This window comes from Pseudokineococcus sp. 1T1Z-3 (assembly GCF_037482365.1).
In the GTDB taxonomy this organism is placed as follows: domain Bacteria; phylum Actinomycetota; class Actinomycetes; order Actinomycetales; family Quadrisphaeraceae; genus Pseudokineococcus.
In genome coordinates this window covers 339636-355904 of sequence record NZ_JBBHZF010000001.1, presented here as the reverse complement: position 1 = coordinate 355904, position 16269 = coordinate 339636, and the positions used below count along the sequence as shown (strand labels likewise).

At 75.7% G+C, this 16269-nt stretch carries 14 protein-coding genes; 11 read left to right on the top strand and 3 right to left on the bottom strand.

Going from position 1 to position 16269, the window contains the following annotated elements; all coding sequences use genetic code 11:
• Window positions 1-17 precede the first annotated feature (17 nt).
• The gene (locus WDV86_RS01595) at window positions 18-779 is read left to right on the top strand and encodes a carbohydrate ABC transporter permease (RefSeq protein WP_445262901.1); all 762 of its coding nucleotides are present in this window, start codon (window positions 18-20) and stop codon (window positions 777-779) included.
• A gap of 3 nt (window positions 780-782) precedes the next feature.
• Complete coding sequence (locus WDV86_RS01590; protein ID WP_339565832.1) at window positions 783-2795, top strand: glycoside hydrolase family 127 protein; 2013 nt, start codon at window positions 783-785, stop codon at window positions 2793-2795.
• Between the two features lie 21 nt (window positions 2796-2816).
• Here WDV86_RS01590 and WDV86_RS01585 read toward each other — a convergent pair whose 3' ends face one another.
• Complete coding sequence (locus tag WDV86_RS01585; RefSeq protein WP_339565831.1) at window positions 2817-3707, bottom strand: aldose 1-epimerase family protein; 891 nt, start codon at window positions 3705-3707, stop codon at window positions 2817-2819.
• A gap of 275 nt (window positions 3708-3982) precedes the next feature.
• Between WDV86_RS01585 and WDV86_RS01580 the strand changes: the two genes are divergently transcribed.
• Window positions 3983-5245, top strand: a complete 1263-nt coding sequence (locus tag WDV86_RS01580; RefSeq protein ID WP_445262900.1) for an APC family permease — start codon at window positions 3983-3985, stop codon at window positions 5243-5245.
• Window positions 5246-5323: 78 nt separating this feature from the next.
• On the opposite strand, the gene WDV86_RS01575 is transcribed toward WDV86_RS01580, so the two are convergent.
• Window positions 5324-6868, bottom strand: a complete 1545-nt coding sequence (locus WDV86_RS01575) for an alanine/glycine:cation symporter family protein (protein WP_339565829.1) — start codon at window positions 6866-6868, stop codon at window positions 5324-5326.
• Between the two features lie 401 nt (window positions 6869-7269).
• On the opposite strand from WDV86_RS01575, the gene WDV86_RS01570 reads away from it, so the two are divergent.
• The 8 genes from WDV86_RS01570 to WDV86_RS01535 all read left to right on the top strand — a co-directional run bounded on the left by WDV86_RS01570 (window position 7270) and on the right by WDV86_RS01535 (window position 15038).
• Entirely contained in the window at window positions 7270-7800 is a 531-nt protein-coding gene (locus WDV86_RS01570; protein ID WP_339565828.1) for a hypothetical protein, read from the top strand.
• A gap of 94 nt (window positions 7801-7894) precedes the next feature.
• Window positions 7895-8458, top strand: coding sequence for an RNA polymerase sigma factor (locus WDV86_RS01565; RefSeq protein ID WP_339565827.1), 564 nt, complete (start codon window positions 7895-7897; stop codon window positions 8456-8458).
• Window positions 8455-9246, top strand: coding sequence for a hypothetical protein (locus WDV86_RS01560; protein WP_339565826.1), 792 nt, complete (start codon window positions 8455-8457; stop codon window positions 9244-9246). Before WDV86_RS01565 ends, WDV86_RS01560 begins: the two co-directional genes overlap by 4 nt.
• 153 nt (window positions 9247-9399) lie before the next feature.
• Window positions 9400-10287, top strand: a complete 888-nt coding sequence (locus WDV86_RS01555) for an ABC transporter ATP-binding protein (protein WP_339565825.1) — start codon at window positions 9400-9402, stop codon at window positions 10285-10287.
• Entirely contained in the window at window positions 10284-11138 is an 855-nt protein-coding gene (locus WDV86_RS01550; protein WP_339565824.1) for an ABC transporter permease, read from the top strand. The genes WDV86_RS01555 and WDV86_RS01550 overlap by 4 nt, the downstream gene beginning before the upstream one ends.
• 1 nt (window position 11139) lies before the next feature.
• A complete protein-coding gene (locus WDV86_RS01545; RefSeq protein WP_339565823.1) occupies window positions 11140-12447 on the top strand; it encodes a sensor histidine kinase in 1308 nt (435 codons plus the stop codon).
• Window positions 12444-13148, top strand: a complete 705-nt coding sequence (locus WDV86_RS01540; RefSeq protein WP_339565822.1) for a response regulator transcription factor — start codon at window positions 12444-12446, stop codon at window positions 13146-13148. Before WDV86_RS01545 ends, WDV86_RS01540 begins: the two co-directional genes overlap by 4 nt.
• 75 nt (window positions 13149-13223) lie before the next feature.
• On the top strand, window positions 13224-15038 hold the full coding sequence (locus WDV86_RS01535) for a putative bifunctional diguanylate cyclase/phosphodiesterase (RefSeq protein ID WP_339565821.1): 1815 nt from the start codon (window positions 13224-13226) through the stop codon (window positions 15036-15038).
• Window positions 15039-15066: 28 nt separating this feature from the next.
• On the opposite strand, the gene WDV86_RS01530 is transcribed toward WDV86_RS01535, so the two are convergent.
• Complete coding sequence (locus WDV86_RS01530) at window positions 15067-16230, bottom strand: hypothetical protein (protein WP_339565820.1); 1164 nt, start codon at window positions 16228-16230, stop codon at window positions 15067-15069.
• Window positions 16231-16269 lie beyond the last annotated feature (39 nt).

Sequence of the window (16269 nt, the reverse complement as noted above, 5' to 3'; positions counted from 1 at the left end):
TGCTGCTCACCGGCGTCATGCTCTTCCCCGCCTACTGGATCTTCAACGTCTCGCTCACGCGCACCTCGGACCTGCGACGCACCCCGCCGAGCCTGCTCCCCCTCGACCCGACCTTCGACGGCTACCAGGCGGTCTTCGCCCAGCAGCTGCCGGCCTTGGGGACCAGCCTCTTCGTCGGCCTCGGAACCGTGCTGCTCACGGTCGTCGTCGCGGCACCCGCCGGGTTCGCGCTCGCCAAGCTCAAGCCCTTCGGGGTCGGGACGCTCGGCTTCCTGCTCCTCGTCGCGCAGATGATCCCGGCCGTCGTCATGGCGATGGGCTTCTACACGGTGTACGTGCGCCTCGGGCTGCTCAACGAGGTGTGGGGGCTCGTCATCGCCGACTCGACGATCGCCGTCCCCTTCGCCGTGCTGCTCTTCACGGCGCTGATGTCGGCGATCCCCGACGAGCTGCTCAACGCGGCGAAGGTGGACGGCGCGAGCACCTGGCGCACCTTCCGCTCGGTGGTGCTACCGCTCTCGCGCAACAGCATCATCACCGTCTCGCTCTTCGCGTTCCTCTGGGCGTGGTCGGACTTCGTCTTCGCCTCCACCCTCAACCGCAACGGCGAGCACATCCCCATCACGCTGAGCATCTACGCCTACATCGGCAACAACACGACGCAGTGGAACGCCATCATGGCCACCGCCGTCGTCGCCTCCATCCCCGCCGCCGTGCTCATCGTGCTCGCGCAGCGCTACGTGGCCGCCGGCGTGACCGCCGGGGCCGTGAAGGACTGATCCATGACTGCTGGTCCGACGACGCAGACCCTGACCCAGCGCTCGTCGGCCGAGGCCGCCGGCGCCGACCCCGCGGCGGCCCGCCCCGTGGTGCCGCGCCCGGCGGGCCGTCGCGGCGCCGGGCTCGGCGAGGTGCGCCTGGCCGGTGACGGCTTCTGGGGCCGGCTGCAGGCCGTCAACGCAGCCGAGACCTTCCAGCACTGCGCCGCCTGGATGGAGCGCCTCGGCTGGCTGGCCAACTTCGACCGGGTCGCCGAGGGCACGACGGGCGCCCCGGGGGTCGAACGGCCCGGGTGGCAGTTCTCCGACTCCGAGGTCTACAAGCTCATGGAGGGCCTGGCCTGGGAGTGCGCGCGCACCGGTGACCCCGAGGCGGAGGCGCTCCTGGGGCGCCTCACCGCGCGGGTCGCGGCGGCGCAGGACGCCGACGGGTACCTCAACACCTGCTTCGGCCACCCCGGGCTGCCGCCGCGGTGGAGCGACCTGGAGATGGGTCACGAGCTCTACTGCGTCGGCCACCTCGTCCAGGCGGCCGTGGCCCGCGGGCGCACGCACCCCGACGACCCGCTCGTCGACGTCGCCCGCCGCGCCGCCGACCAGGTCTGCGCGGAGTTCGGCCCGCAGGGCCGCGAGGGCATCTGCGGGCACCCGGAGGTCGAGGTGGCGCTCGCGGAGCTGGGCCGCCTGACCGGTGAGCAGCGGTACACCGAGCAGGCGGCGCTGTTCGTCGACCGGCGCGGCCGGGGGCTGCTGGGGCACATCCCCCTGCTCGGGCCCACGTACTTCCAGGACGACGTCCCCGTGCGGGACGCGGACGCCTGGCGCGGGCACGCCGTCCGCGCGCTGTACCTGTCCGCCGGTGCCGTGGACGTCGCCGTCGACACCGGCGACGAGGAGCTGCTCGCGGCGGTGGTGCGGCAGTGGGACCGCTCGGTGGAGCGGCGCACCTACCTGACCGGCGGCATGGGCTCGCGCCACCAGGACGAGGGCTTCGGGGAGGACTGGGAGCTGCCGCCGGACCGGGCCTACTGCGAGACGTGCGCCGGCATCGCCTCGGTGATGGTCTCGTGGAGGCTCTTCCTCGCCACGGGCGACGCGCGGTACGCCGACCTCGTCGAGCGGACGCTCTACAACGTCGTCGCCGTCTCGCCGGGGCCGGACGGGTGCAGCTTCTTCTACGCCAACCCGCTGCAGCAGCGGACCGCCGGCGAGGACGTGCGCCTCGACGAGGTCAACCGCCGGGCCGAGGGCGGCGTCCGTGCGCCCTGGTTCGAGGTCTCCTGCTGCCCCACCAACGTGGCGCGGACCCTCGCCTCCTGGCAGGCCTACGCCGTCGCCGTCGAGGGGGACGCGGTCTCGCTGCTGCAGCACGCCTCGGCCGACGTGCGGGTGGCCCTGGACGCGGGCGGCGAGCTCGCGCTGCGGGTGCGCACGCGCTACCCCGAGGACGGGGAGGTCGAGGTCACGGTCGTCGAGGCGCCCGACCGGCCCGTGGCGCTGCGGCTGCGGGTGCCCGGGTGGGCCAGGGGAGCCGTCCTGCACGACGACTCGGGGGAGACGCCGGCCGAGCCCGGCCTCGTCGAGGTGCGGCGCGTGCTGCGGGCGGGAGAGCAGCTGCGGCTCTGCCTGCCCGTCGAGGCGCGGTGGACACGGCCGGACCCGCGGGTGGACGCGGTGCGGGGGTGCGTGGCCGTCGAGCTCGGGCCGGTCGTGCTGTGCGCGGAGTCGGTGGACCTGCCGCCGGAGCTCGACGTGGGCGACCTCGAGGTCCTGGCCAGCGGTCCGCTGCGGCGGGACGGTGACGGGGCGGTCGTGCGGGGACGACGCGCCGGAGCGGCGCCGACGGGCCTCGGCGGGCCCGGGGCGCAGCCCTACGCCGCGGACGACGGCACGGGCGCGGCCGGCGAGGAGGTCGACGTCCCGCTCGTGCCCTACCACCGGTGGGCCGAGCGAGGCGCGACGACGATGCGCATCTGGCTGCCGGNNNNCGCAGGGCTGACGACGGCGCAGGGCTGACGACGGCGCAGGGACGCCAGGTCAGCTCCCGGGTCGCTCGACCGTCACCGTGCAGCCGACCTCGAAGACCTCGCCCGGGGCGACGACCTGGCCGTAGGGCTTGTCGCGCAGCTCGCCCTGCCAGCCCTCGGGGGAGGCCAGGCCGGCCCACGGCTCCAGGCACAGGAAGTCCGCCCCCGTGGGCCTGGACCACACGCCGAGCTGCGGGAAGCCGTCGAGGTGCAGGCGCAGCGTGGGTGCGCCGGGGCCGGTGAAGGTGACGGCGGTGCTGCGCAGGTCGTCGAAGACGACGGCGTCGTCCGAGAAGAGACCGTCCGAGAGCGGCAGGAGGTCGCCGAGGACGGGCGTCGGCACCGGCTCGGTGAGCGGGCCACCGCGCACCCGGCGGACGTCGGCGGGCTCGGGCTCCTCGAAGAGGACCACGTGCTTGCCCTTCGGGACGCCGGGGGCCAGCGGCCAGCGGAAGGCCGGGTGCCAGCCGAGCGAGAAGGGCATCGGCGTCTCGCCGGTCGTCTCGACGGCCCAGCGCGCCGTCAGCGAGCGCCCCTGGACCTCGAACGTCGTCGTGAGGGCGAAGCCGAAGGGGTAGTGCTCGCGGGTGGTGCCGTCGTCGGCCAGCCGCAGGACGACGCGCGACGGCGAGGCCTCGAGAACCTCGTGCGGGAGGTCACGGGCGAAGCCGTGCTGGCCCATCGGGTAGCGGCGGCCGTCGACGATGACCTCGTCGTCCGCGACCTTGCCGACGACCGGGAACAGCACCGGGGCACGCCGTCGCCACTGCGGGCCGGCCTGCCAGAGCAGCTCGAGGCCCTCGCTGCCGTCGTCGTGGAGCAGCCGGAGGGACTGCAGCTCGGCGCCCTGCCGCGCGACGACGACGGAGAGTCCCTGGCTCGCGATGGTCACCTCGTCCATGCCGCCATCCTGGCGCGCGCGTCCCCTCCCCGCCCTCGCGCGGGCCGCGTCGGACCCCCGCCAGGTCGCCCCCTTCCCGGCACTTCGTCGTCGAAGTGCCACGGCGTGGGCCCCTCCTCCGGCAAGTAGCCGTCGAAGTGCTGCGGAGGGACCCCTTCTCCGGCACTTCGTCGTCGAAGTGCCGGTACGGGTGGAGAAGCTCCGGGTGGTCACCGGGACGTCACCGGGCGTCTGCCGGGCCTTCCTAGTCTCGCGACGTGGGTGACGGCGGACGGGTGGGCGGGCAGCGGCAGCTGGCGCGACGGCTGGGCACGGGCGACGCGGTCGTCGTCGGGCTGTCCTCGATGCTCGGGGCCGGGGTCTTCGCCGTCCTGGCGCCGGCGGCCGCGGCGGCCGGCGCGGGACTGCTGGTCGGGCTGGTCGTCGCCGGCGTCGTCGCGGCGTGCAACGCGACGTCGTCGGCGCAGCTGGCGGTCCAGCACCCCTCCTCGGGCGGGACCTACCTCTTCGGCCGGCGCCAGCTCGGCCCGTGGTGGGGGTACGTCGCGGGGTGGGGCTTCGTCGTCGGCAAGACCGCCAGCTGCGCGGCGATGGCGCTCACCGCCGCGGCGTACGCCGTGCCCGACCCGTGGCAGCGGCCGGTGGCGGCGCTCGCCGTCGTGGCGCTCGCGGCCGTGGGCTACCGCGGGGTGACCCGGACGGCGCGCGCGGCACGGGTGCTGCTCGTCGTCGTCCTGCTGGCGCTCGTGGTGGTGGTCGTGTCGGCGCTGCAGGTCGACGACCCCGCGGCCGTCCCCGGGACCGAGCTGCTTGCGGTCGGCGACGACGGCTGGCGCGGCGTGCTCCAGGCCGCCGGGCTGCTCTTCTTCGCCTTCGCCGGGTACGCGCGGGTGACGACGCTGGCCGAGGAGGTGCGCTCGCCGCGCCGGACCATCCCGCGGGCCGTGCTGACGTCCCTCGCCCTCGTCCTGGTGCTCTACCTCGTCGTGGCGGTGACGGCGCTGGCAGCCGTCGGTCCCGCGGCGCTGGCCGCCTCCGACGCCCCGCTCGAGACCGTCGTGGCGGCGGGGCCGTGGCCCGGGCTCGGCGCCGTCGTCCGCGTCGGTGCCGTGGCCGCCTGCTGCGCGGCCCTGCTGGCGCTGCTGGCCGGGGTGAGCCGCACGATGCTCGCCATGGCGCGGGAGGGCGACCTGCCCCGCGTCCTCGCGGCCGTCCACCCGCGCCACGAGGTCCCGCACCACGCGGAGGTGGCCGTCGCCGTCGTCGTCGTGGTCGCGGTGCTCGTCGGGGACCTGCGCGAGGTCATCGGCTTCTCCTCCTTCGGGGTGCTCACCTACTACCTCGTGGCCAACCTCTCGGCGCTGACGCAGACGGCGGAGCACCGGCTCGCCCCGCGGGCGGTCGCCGTCGTCGGCGTCCTCGGCTGCGCGGTGCTGGCGCTCTCGCTTCCCCCGGCGTCGGTCGTCACCGGCGCCACCGTCCTCGCCGCCGGCGTGGTGCTCCGCCTCCTCCTCCGCCGCCCCGTCGCCCGTCCCTGACCCCTCACCCCGCCGCGGCACCTCGACGTCGCGGGGCCGCGAGCAGGGGCGGGCGGTCCGGTCCGGGCGGCGCGCCGGTCAGTTCTTCTGGCCGGGGTGGATCAGCGACTGCGGGTTCTTCACCTCAGTGATGTCACCGCTCTTGATGCCGCCCACGAACTTTCGGACCTCGTCCTTGACCACGGGCATGAGCAGGTACAGCCCGAAGATGTTGACGAGGGCGCAGGCGAAGAGCATCGAGTCCGCGAAGTCGAGGACCGACCCCAGCGTGATCAGGGTGCCAACCACCGTGAAGAACAGGTAGAAGAGCTTGAAGACCGTCTCCGAGATCTTGCTCCGACCGAAGAGCGTCGTCCATGCCTTCAAGCTGTAGTAGCTCCAGGTCACCAACGTCGAGAAGGCGAAGAGAGCCACGGCGACGACGAGGAGGTACGGGAACCACGGCGCGACGACGGCGAACGCGTCCGAGGTGATGATGACGCCGGCCTCGTTCGAGGGTGGCGCTCCGCCCGCCGCGACGGACTCGCGCGCGGCGACGTACGACGCGGGGTTGGCGATGATGATGGTCAGGGCGGTCATCGTGCAGATGAGCACGGTGTCGACGAAGGGCTCGAGCATGGCGACGAAGCCCTCGGTGACCGGGTGGTCGGTCTTGACCGCCGCGTGCGCCGTGGGTGCGGAGCCGACTCCGGCCTCATTCGAGAAGGCGGCGCGCCGGAAGCCGACGATCAGCGCCCCGAGGACGCCGCCGGCGACGCCCTCGGGGGAGAAGGCGCCGGCGAAGATGGCACCGATGGCGGCGGGGACCTGCCCGACGTTGAGGGCGATGACGGTCAGGCAGGCGATGACGTAGAAGATGGCCATCGCGGGGACGAGCCTCCCGGTGACGGCACCGATGGACTTGATGCCGCCGATGATCACCGCTCCCACGAGTGCGGCGAGGGCGAGGCCGAAGAGGAGCGTGGCGAGCGAGCTGCCGAAGAGGCCGTCCTCGCCGCCGGTGACGTTGCGGACCTGCGCGAAAGTCTGGTTGGCCTGGAACATGTTGCCGCCGGCCATGCCGAAGAGCAAGATCGCGACGGCGAAGAAGCCGACGAGGAACTTCGAGAGCAGCTGCGCCGGGACGCTGTCGCCGAACTTCGCGAAAGCCACTCGCAAGTAACGGAAGGGGCCGCCGGTGACCGAGCCGTCCTCGTGGATCTCTCGGTACTTCACGCCGAGCGTGCACTCGACGAACTTGGTGCACATGGAGATGAGGCCCGCGAGGATCATCCAGAAGGTCGCGCCGGGGCCGCCCTGGGAGACGGCGACGGCGACGCCCGCGATGTTGCCGAGGCCCACCGTCCCCGAGACCGCGGAGGTGAGGGCCTGGAAGTGGGTGACCTCACCTGGCTCGTCGCCGCGGGTGTACTTGCCGCGGATGATCTTGATGGCGAGGGGGATGTACCGCAGCTGCGGCAGCCCGAAGTAGACCGAGAAGACGAGCCCGCCTGCGATGAGCCAGACGACGATGAGGGGAAGGGTGAGGTCGTCTCCGAGCGGCAGCGAGTAGAAGATGACGTTGCCCACCGCTGCGCTGAAGGGGCCGAAGCGGTCGTCGACCCACTCCTCGATACCGGTCATGGGCTGTCCTCTCGGTGGCATCGGGGCGTGGTGCGAGCGGCGGGGCGGCACAGGCGCGGGCCGGTCCAACCGGCCTGGCGGTGACCTCCCCGTGGACGGGACGTGGCCGTCGGCACAGAGCAGGGTGAGGCCAGGGTGACGAAGGCGCAAGGACCCCGACGTGATCGCGGGCGCACGTGTCGGCCGGACGCCCTCCGCGGCCGGCGGCTCGGCGTCTGGGCGAAGCGGCGGTGACCCCGTGGCGCGGACGCGTCGTCGCGCGAGCCTGTCGCCGAGGTCGTCGAGCGCGGGGCGTAAGACCTCGGCGGCGGCCGGACATGGGGGGCTGACGGTGCATCCGCACCGCGGGCCTCCGCAGCCCACCGACCCGACGTCACCCGACGAAGAGGAGCGCAGACCCCATGACCTCCACCGTGAGCACCCCCACCGTGAGCACCTCCACCGGCCGCCGTCGCACCTCCCGCCTGGCCGCAGGCGCTGGTGCCCTCGCCCTGGCCGGCGTGCTGGCCGCCTGCGGCTCCGGCGGCGACGCCGGCACGGACGCCGGGAGCTCGGCCGACCCGGCCACGGCCGGCCCCGCCGTGACGCTTACCCTGCCCGCCACGGACGGCCCCGCCGTGGCGTGCGCCGCCGAGGTCACCCCCGAGGCCGTCGCGGACAACGACCTCGCCGTCGAGGCCACGGCCGTCGACGTCGCGGACGGTGTCGTCCGCCTGGACGTCGTCGAGGACTTCGCCGGCGGCGCCGGCGAGCAGGTCGACGTGCCGCAGCCGGAGGCCGACCTGCCCGCCGAGCTCTCCCCGGGCGTCTTCGAGGTCGGCGAGACCTACCTCGTGACGGCGGACGCGGGCACCGTCCAGGCCTGCGGCCAGAGCGGCCCCGTGACCCCGGAGCTGCGCGCCGTCTACGAGGACGCCTTCTCCGCCCGGTGACCGCGGTCATGTCCTCGCTCTCGCCCGCCCGCGACGGGGCCAGCGAACTCCAGGGTGCGCGACCTCGTCGCGCGTGGGCGGGAGACTGCCGCCCGTGGACGAGGACGTGACGCCAGAGCAGCTCGGCGGTGAGGACCGCCGAGCTGCTCTGGAGCGTGTCGTGGCCGAGGTGGTCGAGCCGGTGCGCCGCTACCTGGCCCGGCGCACCGACCAGGCGACCGCCGAGGACGTGCTCTCCGAGACGCTGCTCGTCCTGTGGCGCAGGCTCGAGGACGTGCCGCCGCACGAGCCGGTGCCGTGGGCCGTCGGCGTCGCCCGGCTGCAGCTGGCCAACGCCACCCGCAGCGCCCGGCGCCAGGAGCGGGTGGCGGCCAAGGAGACCGTGCACGCCGTCGCCGGGCCGCCCGTGCGGGACCCGGCCGAGACCACCACCGACAAGGTCCTGCTCGAGCACGCGCTCGCGCAGCTGCGCCCGGGGGACGCCGAGCTCCTGCGCCTCTGGGCGTGGGAAGACATGGACGCCAAGGCCATCGCGACGGCGCAGGGGGCGAGCCCGGGCACCGTGGCGGTGCGCCTGACCCGCGCCCGCGCGCGGCTGAGGCAGCAGCTGGAGGCGCTCGGCGCCGGCTCGGACGCACGAGGGGAGGGGGCGCGATGAGCCCGGACGAGCGGCCCGAGGAGGAGGACCGCGAGCTGCGCGAGCACCTGCGCGGCCTCGACCCCGCCGCCGACCTGCCGCCGCTGGCGCGCGAGGACGTCGCAGCGCTGCTGGCCCGCATCACCGTCACCGACCCCGCGGTGCGCGACGGCGAGCACGACGTCGCGCCCGGCGACGCGGACGTCGCGCCCGGCGACGCCGACGTCGTGGCGGCCGACGAGCTGGCCGACCGGCGCACGTGGCGGGAGACGAGGTCGAGCGGGTCGACCCGCCGTCGGCGCGCGCTCGGCGCCGTCGTCGGGCTGGCGGCCGCCACGGCCGTCGTCGTCGCCGGCGTGAGCCTCGGCCGGGGCACCGGGGCGAGCACCGTGCCGCTCGCCGCGGGAGGGGTGCAGCCCGGCGCTCCCGCGTCGTTGTGCGCCGAGGTGGACGTGCAGGCGCTGGAGGCGACGACCTCGGCCGTCGCCGCCGAGACCCTCGCCGTCGAGGACGGCCAGGTGCGGCTGGAGGTCACCGAGGTCTTCCGCGGCGACCTGCAGGTGGGGGACACCCTCACCGTCCCCCAGGGCGACCCGATGACCGCCGTCGTCGACGGCGCGTCCCTCACCTACGACGTCGGCACCACCTACCTGCTCAGCACGGTGCCGACCGCAGGATCGAGCGCAGACCAGGCGGCCGGCGCTGCGGACGCCGAGGAGCAGCCCGACCTGGCCGTCGCCAACTGCGGCCGCTCGGGGCCGGACGGCGGGGAGCTGCGCGACCTCTACGAGCAGGCCTTCGGCGGCTGAGGCGCCCGAGCGGCCGACGCCGCCCGCACCGCGAGGTGCGGAGCCTGGCGGGCACGGCGAGGAGCGCAGGTCGTGCCCTCCACCGACCGGTGGAGGCGCAGACCGTCCGGTCGGTGCTGGTGCCGGCCACCTCGCGCGCCGAGACTTCTCGGCATGGAGCACCTCGCCGTGCGCGTCCGCGGCCTGCACAAGCACTACGGGAGCCACCGAGCCGTCGACGGCGTCGACCTCGACGTCCACGCAGGAGAGGTCTTCGCGCTGCTCGGGCCCAACGGCGCGGGCAAGACGACGACCGTCGAGGTGCTCGAGGGCTACCGCGACCGCACCGCCGGCGAGGTCCGCGTCCTCGGCCAGGACCCGGGCCGGCCGACGCGGGCGTGGCGGGCGCGCCTCGGCATCGTCTCCCAGGGCAGCGGTGACCTCGCCGAGCTGACCGTGCTGGAGACCGTGCGCCACTTCTCCGGCTTCTACCCGAGGGGCCGGCGCGCCGAGGAGGTCGCCGAGCAGGTCGGGCTCGGCGACGAGCTGCGCACGCGTGCCCGCGACCTCTCCGGCGGCCGGCGGCGGCGCCTCGACGTCGCCCTCGGCATCGTCGGCGACCCCGAGCTGCTCTTCCTCGACGAGCCGACCACCGGTTTCGACCCCGAGGCCCGGCGCTCGTTCTGGGGCCTCGTGCAGCGCCTCGCGGCCGACGGGACGACGATCGTGCTCACGACCCACTACCTCGACGAGGTCGAGGTGCTGGCCGACCGCCTCGCGGTGCTCACCGGCGGGCGCGTCGTCGCGACCGGGACGCCGGCCGCCCTCGCCGGACGTGACCGCGCCCCCGCGACCGTCCGGTGGACCGCAGCCGACGGCAGCCCGCGCACCGAGACGACGCACGAGCCCACCGCCCTCGTCGCCCGCCTCGCCGGCGAGACTCCTGGCCGGGACGGGCGCGGCCGGGAGGGGGTCGGGCCGTCGCCCGGCGAGGTCCCCGGCCTGACGGTCACCCGTCCCACGCTCGAGGACACCTACCTGGCCCTGCTGGAGGCCTCGTGACCACCACGCCCGCGACCGTCCGTACGGACCGGCGCGCCACCACGGTGACCCGGCGACCGCCCTCGACGTGGCGGACCTCGCTGTCGCGCACCGGGCTCGAGCTGCGGGAGATGCTGCGGTCGCGCGACGACGTCGTCTTCACCCTCGCCCTGCCGGTGCTGCTCCTCGTCATCTTCGGCTCCGTCTTCACCGACGACATCGCCCCCGGCGTGACCTTCACGCAGTACTTCACGGCGGGCATGGCCGCCTCGGGTGTGCTGCTCACGAGCTTCCAGTCCCTCGCCATCGCCATCGCGGTCGAGCGCGACACCGGCGCGCTGCGACGCCTGGAGGGGACGCCGATGCCCCGCGCCGCCTTCTTCCTCGGCAAGGTCGGGCTCGTGCTGGTGACGGGGACGGCGCAGCTCGCCGTGCTGCTGGCCGTCGCCTGGCTCGTCTTCGACGTCCCGATGCCGACCGGCGTGAGCGGGTGGGCGACGCTGGTGTGGGTCGCCGTGCTCGGCTCGGCGGCCGGCACGCTCCTCGGCATCGCCTACTCCTCGGTGCCGTCGTCGGCGCGCTCCGCCACCGCCGTCGTCGCGCCCGTCGTCCTCGTCCTGCAGTTCGTCTCCGGGGTCTTCTTCGTCTTCACCGAGCTGCCCGGCTGGATGCAGGCGGTGGCGTCGGCCTTCCCGCTGCGCTGGATGACGCAGGGCTTCCGCGCGGCCCTGCTGCCGGAGACGATGGAGGCGGCGGAGGCGGGCGGCTCGTGGGACCTCGGCCTCGTCGCGCTCGTGCTCGCGGGGTGGGTGGTCGTCGGGCTCGTGCTGTGCCTCACCACCTTTCGCTGGCGCCGGCGCGGGGACCGGTGACGTGGCCAGCACTGCCCGGCTGAGCCCGCAGCGGCACGCGGCGGCCGCCGAGACGCACGCCCGGCCGGGCTTCACCGACCGCGCCGCCATCGGCTGGCACCTCACCTGGCTCGGCGTCCTCGCCGTCGTAGGACTGGTCCTCGCCCTCACCGCCCTCGACGACACCGGCGGACCTGCCGCCCTGGCGGCCGTCGTCGCGATGGGGGCGGCCTACCTGCTCCTCGGGTGGCGCCTCGTCGGAGGCCGGTACCGGGACGGGCTCGCCGTCGGCTACCTCGCCGGCGTCGTCGTCGGGCTGCTGCTGGTCCAGCGCGCCGGCGGCCTGCAGCTCGTCACCCCTCTGCTGTTCGCGCTCTTCCCGCAGCTGTGGACGCTGCTCACCCGCCCGCTCGCGGCGCTCGCCACCGCGGTGGTGCCCCTCGCGCTCGGCGCCGCGCGGGCCACCGAGGCAGGCTGGGCCGGTCCGGCGCTCGTCGACGTCGCCGTGGAGTCGGTGGCCCAGCTCGCCGTCGCGCTGCTGCTCGGGCTGTGGATCACCGGCATGACGGCCGAGAGCGCGAGCCGTGCCGAGATGGTCCAGCAGCTGCAGGCGGCGCGCGCGGACCTCGCCGCCGCCGAGCGGGCCCGCGGCGTCCTCGCCGAGCGCGAGCGCGTGGCCCGGGAGATCCACGACACGCTCGCCCAGGGCTTCCTCAGCACCGTCACGCTCGCCCAGGCGGCCCGTGCCGCGCTGCGGCGCGACGACGTCGCCCTGGTCGAGGAGCGCCTGGCCCTCCTGGAGACGACGGCGCGGGACAACCTCGCCGAGGCCCGCGCGATCGTCGAGGCGCGACGGCCGGCGGACCTCGCGGACGCCCCCGGCGCACCGCCGGACGACACCGGCGGCGCCCGCCTGCCCGGAGCGCTGCGCCGGCTCGCGGCCCGGACCGAGGACGAGACCGGCGTCCCGGTCGACGTCGTCGCCGCCCACCTGCCCCCGCTGCCGCCGCCGGTCGAGGTGGTGCTGCTGCGGGCCGCGCAGGAGGGGCTGAGCAACGTCCGCCAGCACGCCGCGGCCCGTCACGTCGTCCTGCAGGTCGAGGCCAGGTCGGTCGACGGGGCCGCCGACGAGGTCGTGCTGTGGGTGGTCGACGACGGCCGCGGGCCGGGCGGGTCTCGCGCCGGCAGCGGCGCCGGCGGCGGGTACGGCCTGCACGCCATGGCCTCCCGGCTGCGAGAGGTCGGCGGCAGCGTGACCCTCGCCCCGCGGGAGACCGGCGGCAGCGTGCTCGAGGTCCGGGCCCCGCTGGCCCGAGAGGGGGCGACGTGAGCGACGGGGCAGCACCCGGGACCGCCCTGCGGGTGGTCGTCGTCGACGACCACCCGGTCGTGCGCGCCGGGCTCGTCGCGCTCCTGGAGGGCGAGCCCGACCTGCAGGTCGTCGCGGTGGCCGCCGACGGCGGCGACGTCGTCGCCCTGGCGGCCGAGCACGAGCCCGACCTCGTGCTCATGGACCTGCGGATGCCCCGGGTGGACGGCGTCACCGCGACGGCGGCGCTGCGACGGGCGCTCCCGCGCGTCCAGGTGCTCGTGCTGACGACGTACGACACCGACGCCGACATCCTGCGTGCCGTCGAGGCCGGGGCGACGGGCTACCTGCTCAAGGACTCCCCGCACGCCGAGCTCGTCGACGCCGTCCGCCGGGCCGCCCGCGGGGAGACGGTGCTCGCGCCGCCGGTGGCGGCCCGGCTCGTCTCGCGGGTGCGGCAGCCGGCGCAGGAGCCGCTGACCCCGCGGGAGCGCGAGGTGCTCGCCCTCGTCGCGCGCGGGCTGAGCAACCGCCAGGTCGCCGCCGAGCTGGTCGTCGGCGAGGCGACGGTGAAGTCCCACCTGCTGCGGGTCTTCAGCAAGCTCGGCGTCGACGACCGCACCGCCGCCGTCATGACCGCCATCGAGCGCGGGGTGCTGCCGGCGCCTGGTGCCGGCCCGGCCGGCCGAGCGCGACCGTCCACGTCGCAGCGGGGCCGGTGACAGCTGTCCCGGGGCACTCAAGATGGGCGGTGAGGCGCCGATGCCGCTGGGGTGGAGAGGTGGACGCGCGTCACGATGACGTCGGAGCCCGTCGTGGTGTGCGTCGTCATGGCCGTCTTCTTCTTCGCGGGGAGCGCGGGCGGCCTCGCCCTCGCGCTGGACCTCCCGGCGAGCTCTCCCGGTCGGCTGGCGCTCCTGGTGCTGGTGCTCGTCGCGGTCGTCCTCGGTGGGGCCAGCGTCGTCCTGCGCAACCGCCTGCCGCGCGGGAGCACCCACGTCCTCACGGCCGGAGGGGCCGTGATGCTGGCGCTGGCCGTCGGTGCCATGCCCGACCCGAGCAGGGCTCTCGCGGTGACGCTGGCCTTCGTCTTCGTCGTCATCGACGCCTTCCTCTTCTTCCCCTGGCGGACCGCCTTCCTGCACCTCTCCGTCGGCGTGGTCGCCGCGACGTCGAGCCTGCTGGGGCGCGGCGACGTCACGGCGGGCGTGGTCGCCACGGTCGACATCGCGCTGCTGGCCGTCGCCGCCGTGGTCGGGCTGCTGGCCCGGCGCGCGTCCGACGCGGGCGTCGACAGCCTCACCGGCCTGCCCAACCGGCGCGGCTTCGACGTCCTCCTGGAGGCCCAGCTGCGCACGGCCCGCCGCGACGAGCGGGTGCTGTCCGTGGCCCTGCTCGACCTCGACGACTTCAAGGCCGTGAACGACGCCGGCGGCCACGCCGCAGGCGACGTCGTGCTCGGCACGACCGCCACCACGTGGCGGGCTGCGCTGCCGGCGGACGTCACCCTCGCCCGTTTCGGCGGGGACGAGTTCGCCGTGCTCGCGCCCGACCTGCGGGCCGTGGACCTGGCGGAGCTGCTGGCGCCCCTGGCGACGGACGCGCACCGATCAGCCTCGGCCGGTGTGGTCGAGACCGCGGTCGGCGACGACGGGGTCGCACCCGCACCACCCGCCGAGCTGGTCCGCCGCGCCGACGCCGCGCTGTACCGGGCCAAGCGCGAGGGCCGTGCGCGCGTCGTCGTGGCGAGCCGCGGCGTGGACGACGCGGCGTCGCACGAGGCCGCGCTCGCCGCCGACCTCGAGCGCGCGCTCGACGAGGGCGAGCTCTACCTGCACTACCAGCCGCTCTTCGCCGCCTCCGCCCTCGACGCAGGTCCGTTCGGCGCCGAGGCGCTGGCGCGCTGGGTCCACCCGGTGCGCGGGCCCGTCCCTCCGGACGAGTTCGTCGCCCTGGCCGAGCGGCACGGCCTGGTGGGCCGGCTCGGCGCCGTCGTCCTCGAGCTCGCCTGCCGGGAGATGAGCACCCTGCGCACCCGCCACCCCGACGTCATGGTCGGGGTCAACGTCTCGGGCTTGGAGCTGGTGGAGCCTGGGTACGTCGACCGGGTCCGCGATGTCCTCGCGCGGACCGGGTGGCCGGCCCACCTGCTCGTCCTGGAGGTCACCGAGTCCGTCGTCGACGCCGACGCCCCCGCGGCGCTCACGGCCCTGCGCGCCGTGCGCGACCTCGGGGTGCACGTCAGCATCGACGACTTCGGCACCGGGTACTCCGCGCTGAGCCGGCTGGACCGGCTCCCGGCCGGGAGCCTGAAGCTGGACCGCTCCTTCACCGCGACCGCGCACACGTCGCCCGAGCGGGCGCGGCTCATCCAGGCGGTCACCGCCATGAGCGCGGCCCTCGGGATGGGGGTCGTCGCGGAGGGCGTCGAGAGCGCCGAGCAGGCGCGGGTGCTCACCGACCTCGGCTGCAGCACCCTCCAGGGCTACCACCTGGGGCGCCCGCAGCCCTTCGACGTCTTCACGCGCTCCCTCGAGGGGCGCAGGCCGCGGACGGTCCCGCCGCCGCGGCGTCCCGTGGGCGTCGACGCGGCTGGGCGGGAGCGGGTCTGAGACGGTGGCGGCGTCCCCGCGCCGGCCGTCAGCGGTAGGCCGGCGCGAGCTCGAGCGGACGCTCGCCCCAGGCGCGGACGGCGACCTCCCGCACCTGCTCGCACCAGGACGCCAGCACCGGCCACCGGCCGTCCGCCGCGCGCGCGGCGACGCCGAGGCGGTGCGGCAGCAGCGCGCGACGGCGCGGCACGAGACCGTCCAGGCGTGGGTCGGACGGGCCGGGGTCGTCGCCGAGGGCGGCGGGCAGGAACCAGGACGCGGTGACGACCGTCCAGGCCACGACGGCGGCGTCGAGGTCGGCGTCCAGGTCCGCCGGCGAGCACGACGCCGGGACGGTCGGGGCGACGGCGTCGCGCCACGCGGCGAGCGCCGTCGCCGTCGCGTCGGGCGGCAGCCGCCAGCTGCACCAGCACGAGGGCCACGGCAGCAGCAGGTAGGCGGCCTCCCACGCGACGTGCCGGTGCTGGGCCCCCTCGAGGTCGAGCAGACGCACGCCGTCGGGCGCGCCGGGGCCGGGCGGCACGAGGACGGCGTTGTCCGGGCAGGTGTCGCCCGTGACCAGACCGCGCGGTGCCTCGCTGCGGCCCAGCTGGTCGCCGAGGCCCCGCAGCTCCTCGGCCACGGCGCCCGGGACGTCGACGCCGAGGGCCGGCAGCTGCTCGCCGAGGGCGGAGACCGCCGTCCGCAGGTCCTCGGCGGTGGTGTCGAGCGCGGGCGGGCCCAGCGGGGACGCCCGCTCGAGCGCCGCGGCGAAGGCGTCGGCGTCGTCGCGCGTGGCGGCCTGGAGCCGCCCGACGGCGCTCGCCCAGGCGGTCAGGGCGCTCGTCGCGGCGTCGGCGTCTCGCCCGAGCAGGTGGTCGGCGAGCGTCGGGTGCTCGCCGAGGTCCTGCAGCACGAGCACCGGCAGGTCCTCGCCGACGCCGAGGAGACCGACGACGCCGGTTGCGCCTCGGGAGGCGAGCAGCCGCAGGGCCGCCTCCTCGCGGGCGCCCGTCTCGCCGGCGTCGACGGACAGCTTGAGCACGACGGGGCGGGTACCGCCGGCGTCGGTCAGGTCGGCGCGGACGACGACGGTGCGCGGTGAGCTGCGCAGACGCTCGCGCAGCGCCACGTCCGCGTGCTCGCCGACGGCGGCGGCCGCTGCGGCGGTGAGCCGGTCGGCGTCCACGGGCAGGTCGAGGTCAGCGCTCACCGAGGCAGCCTCGTCGAGGGCAGGGGCCCGCGTCATGTG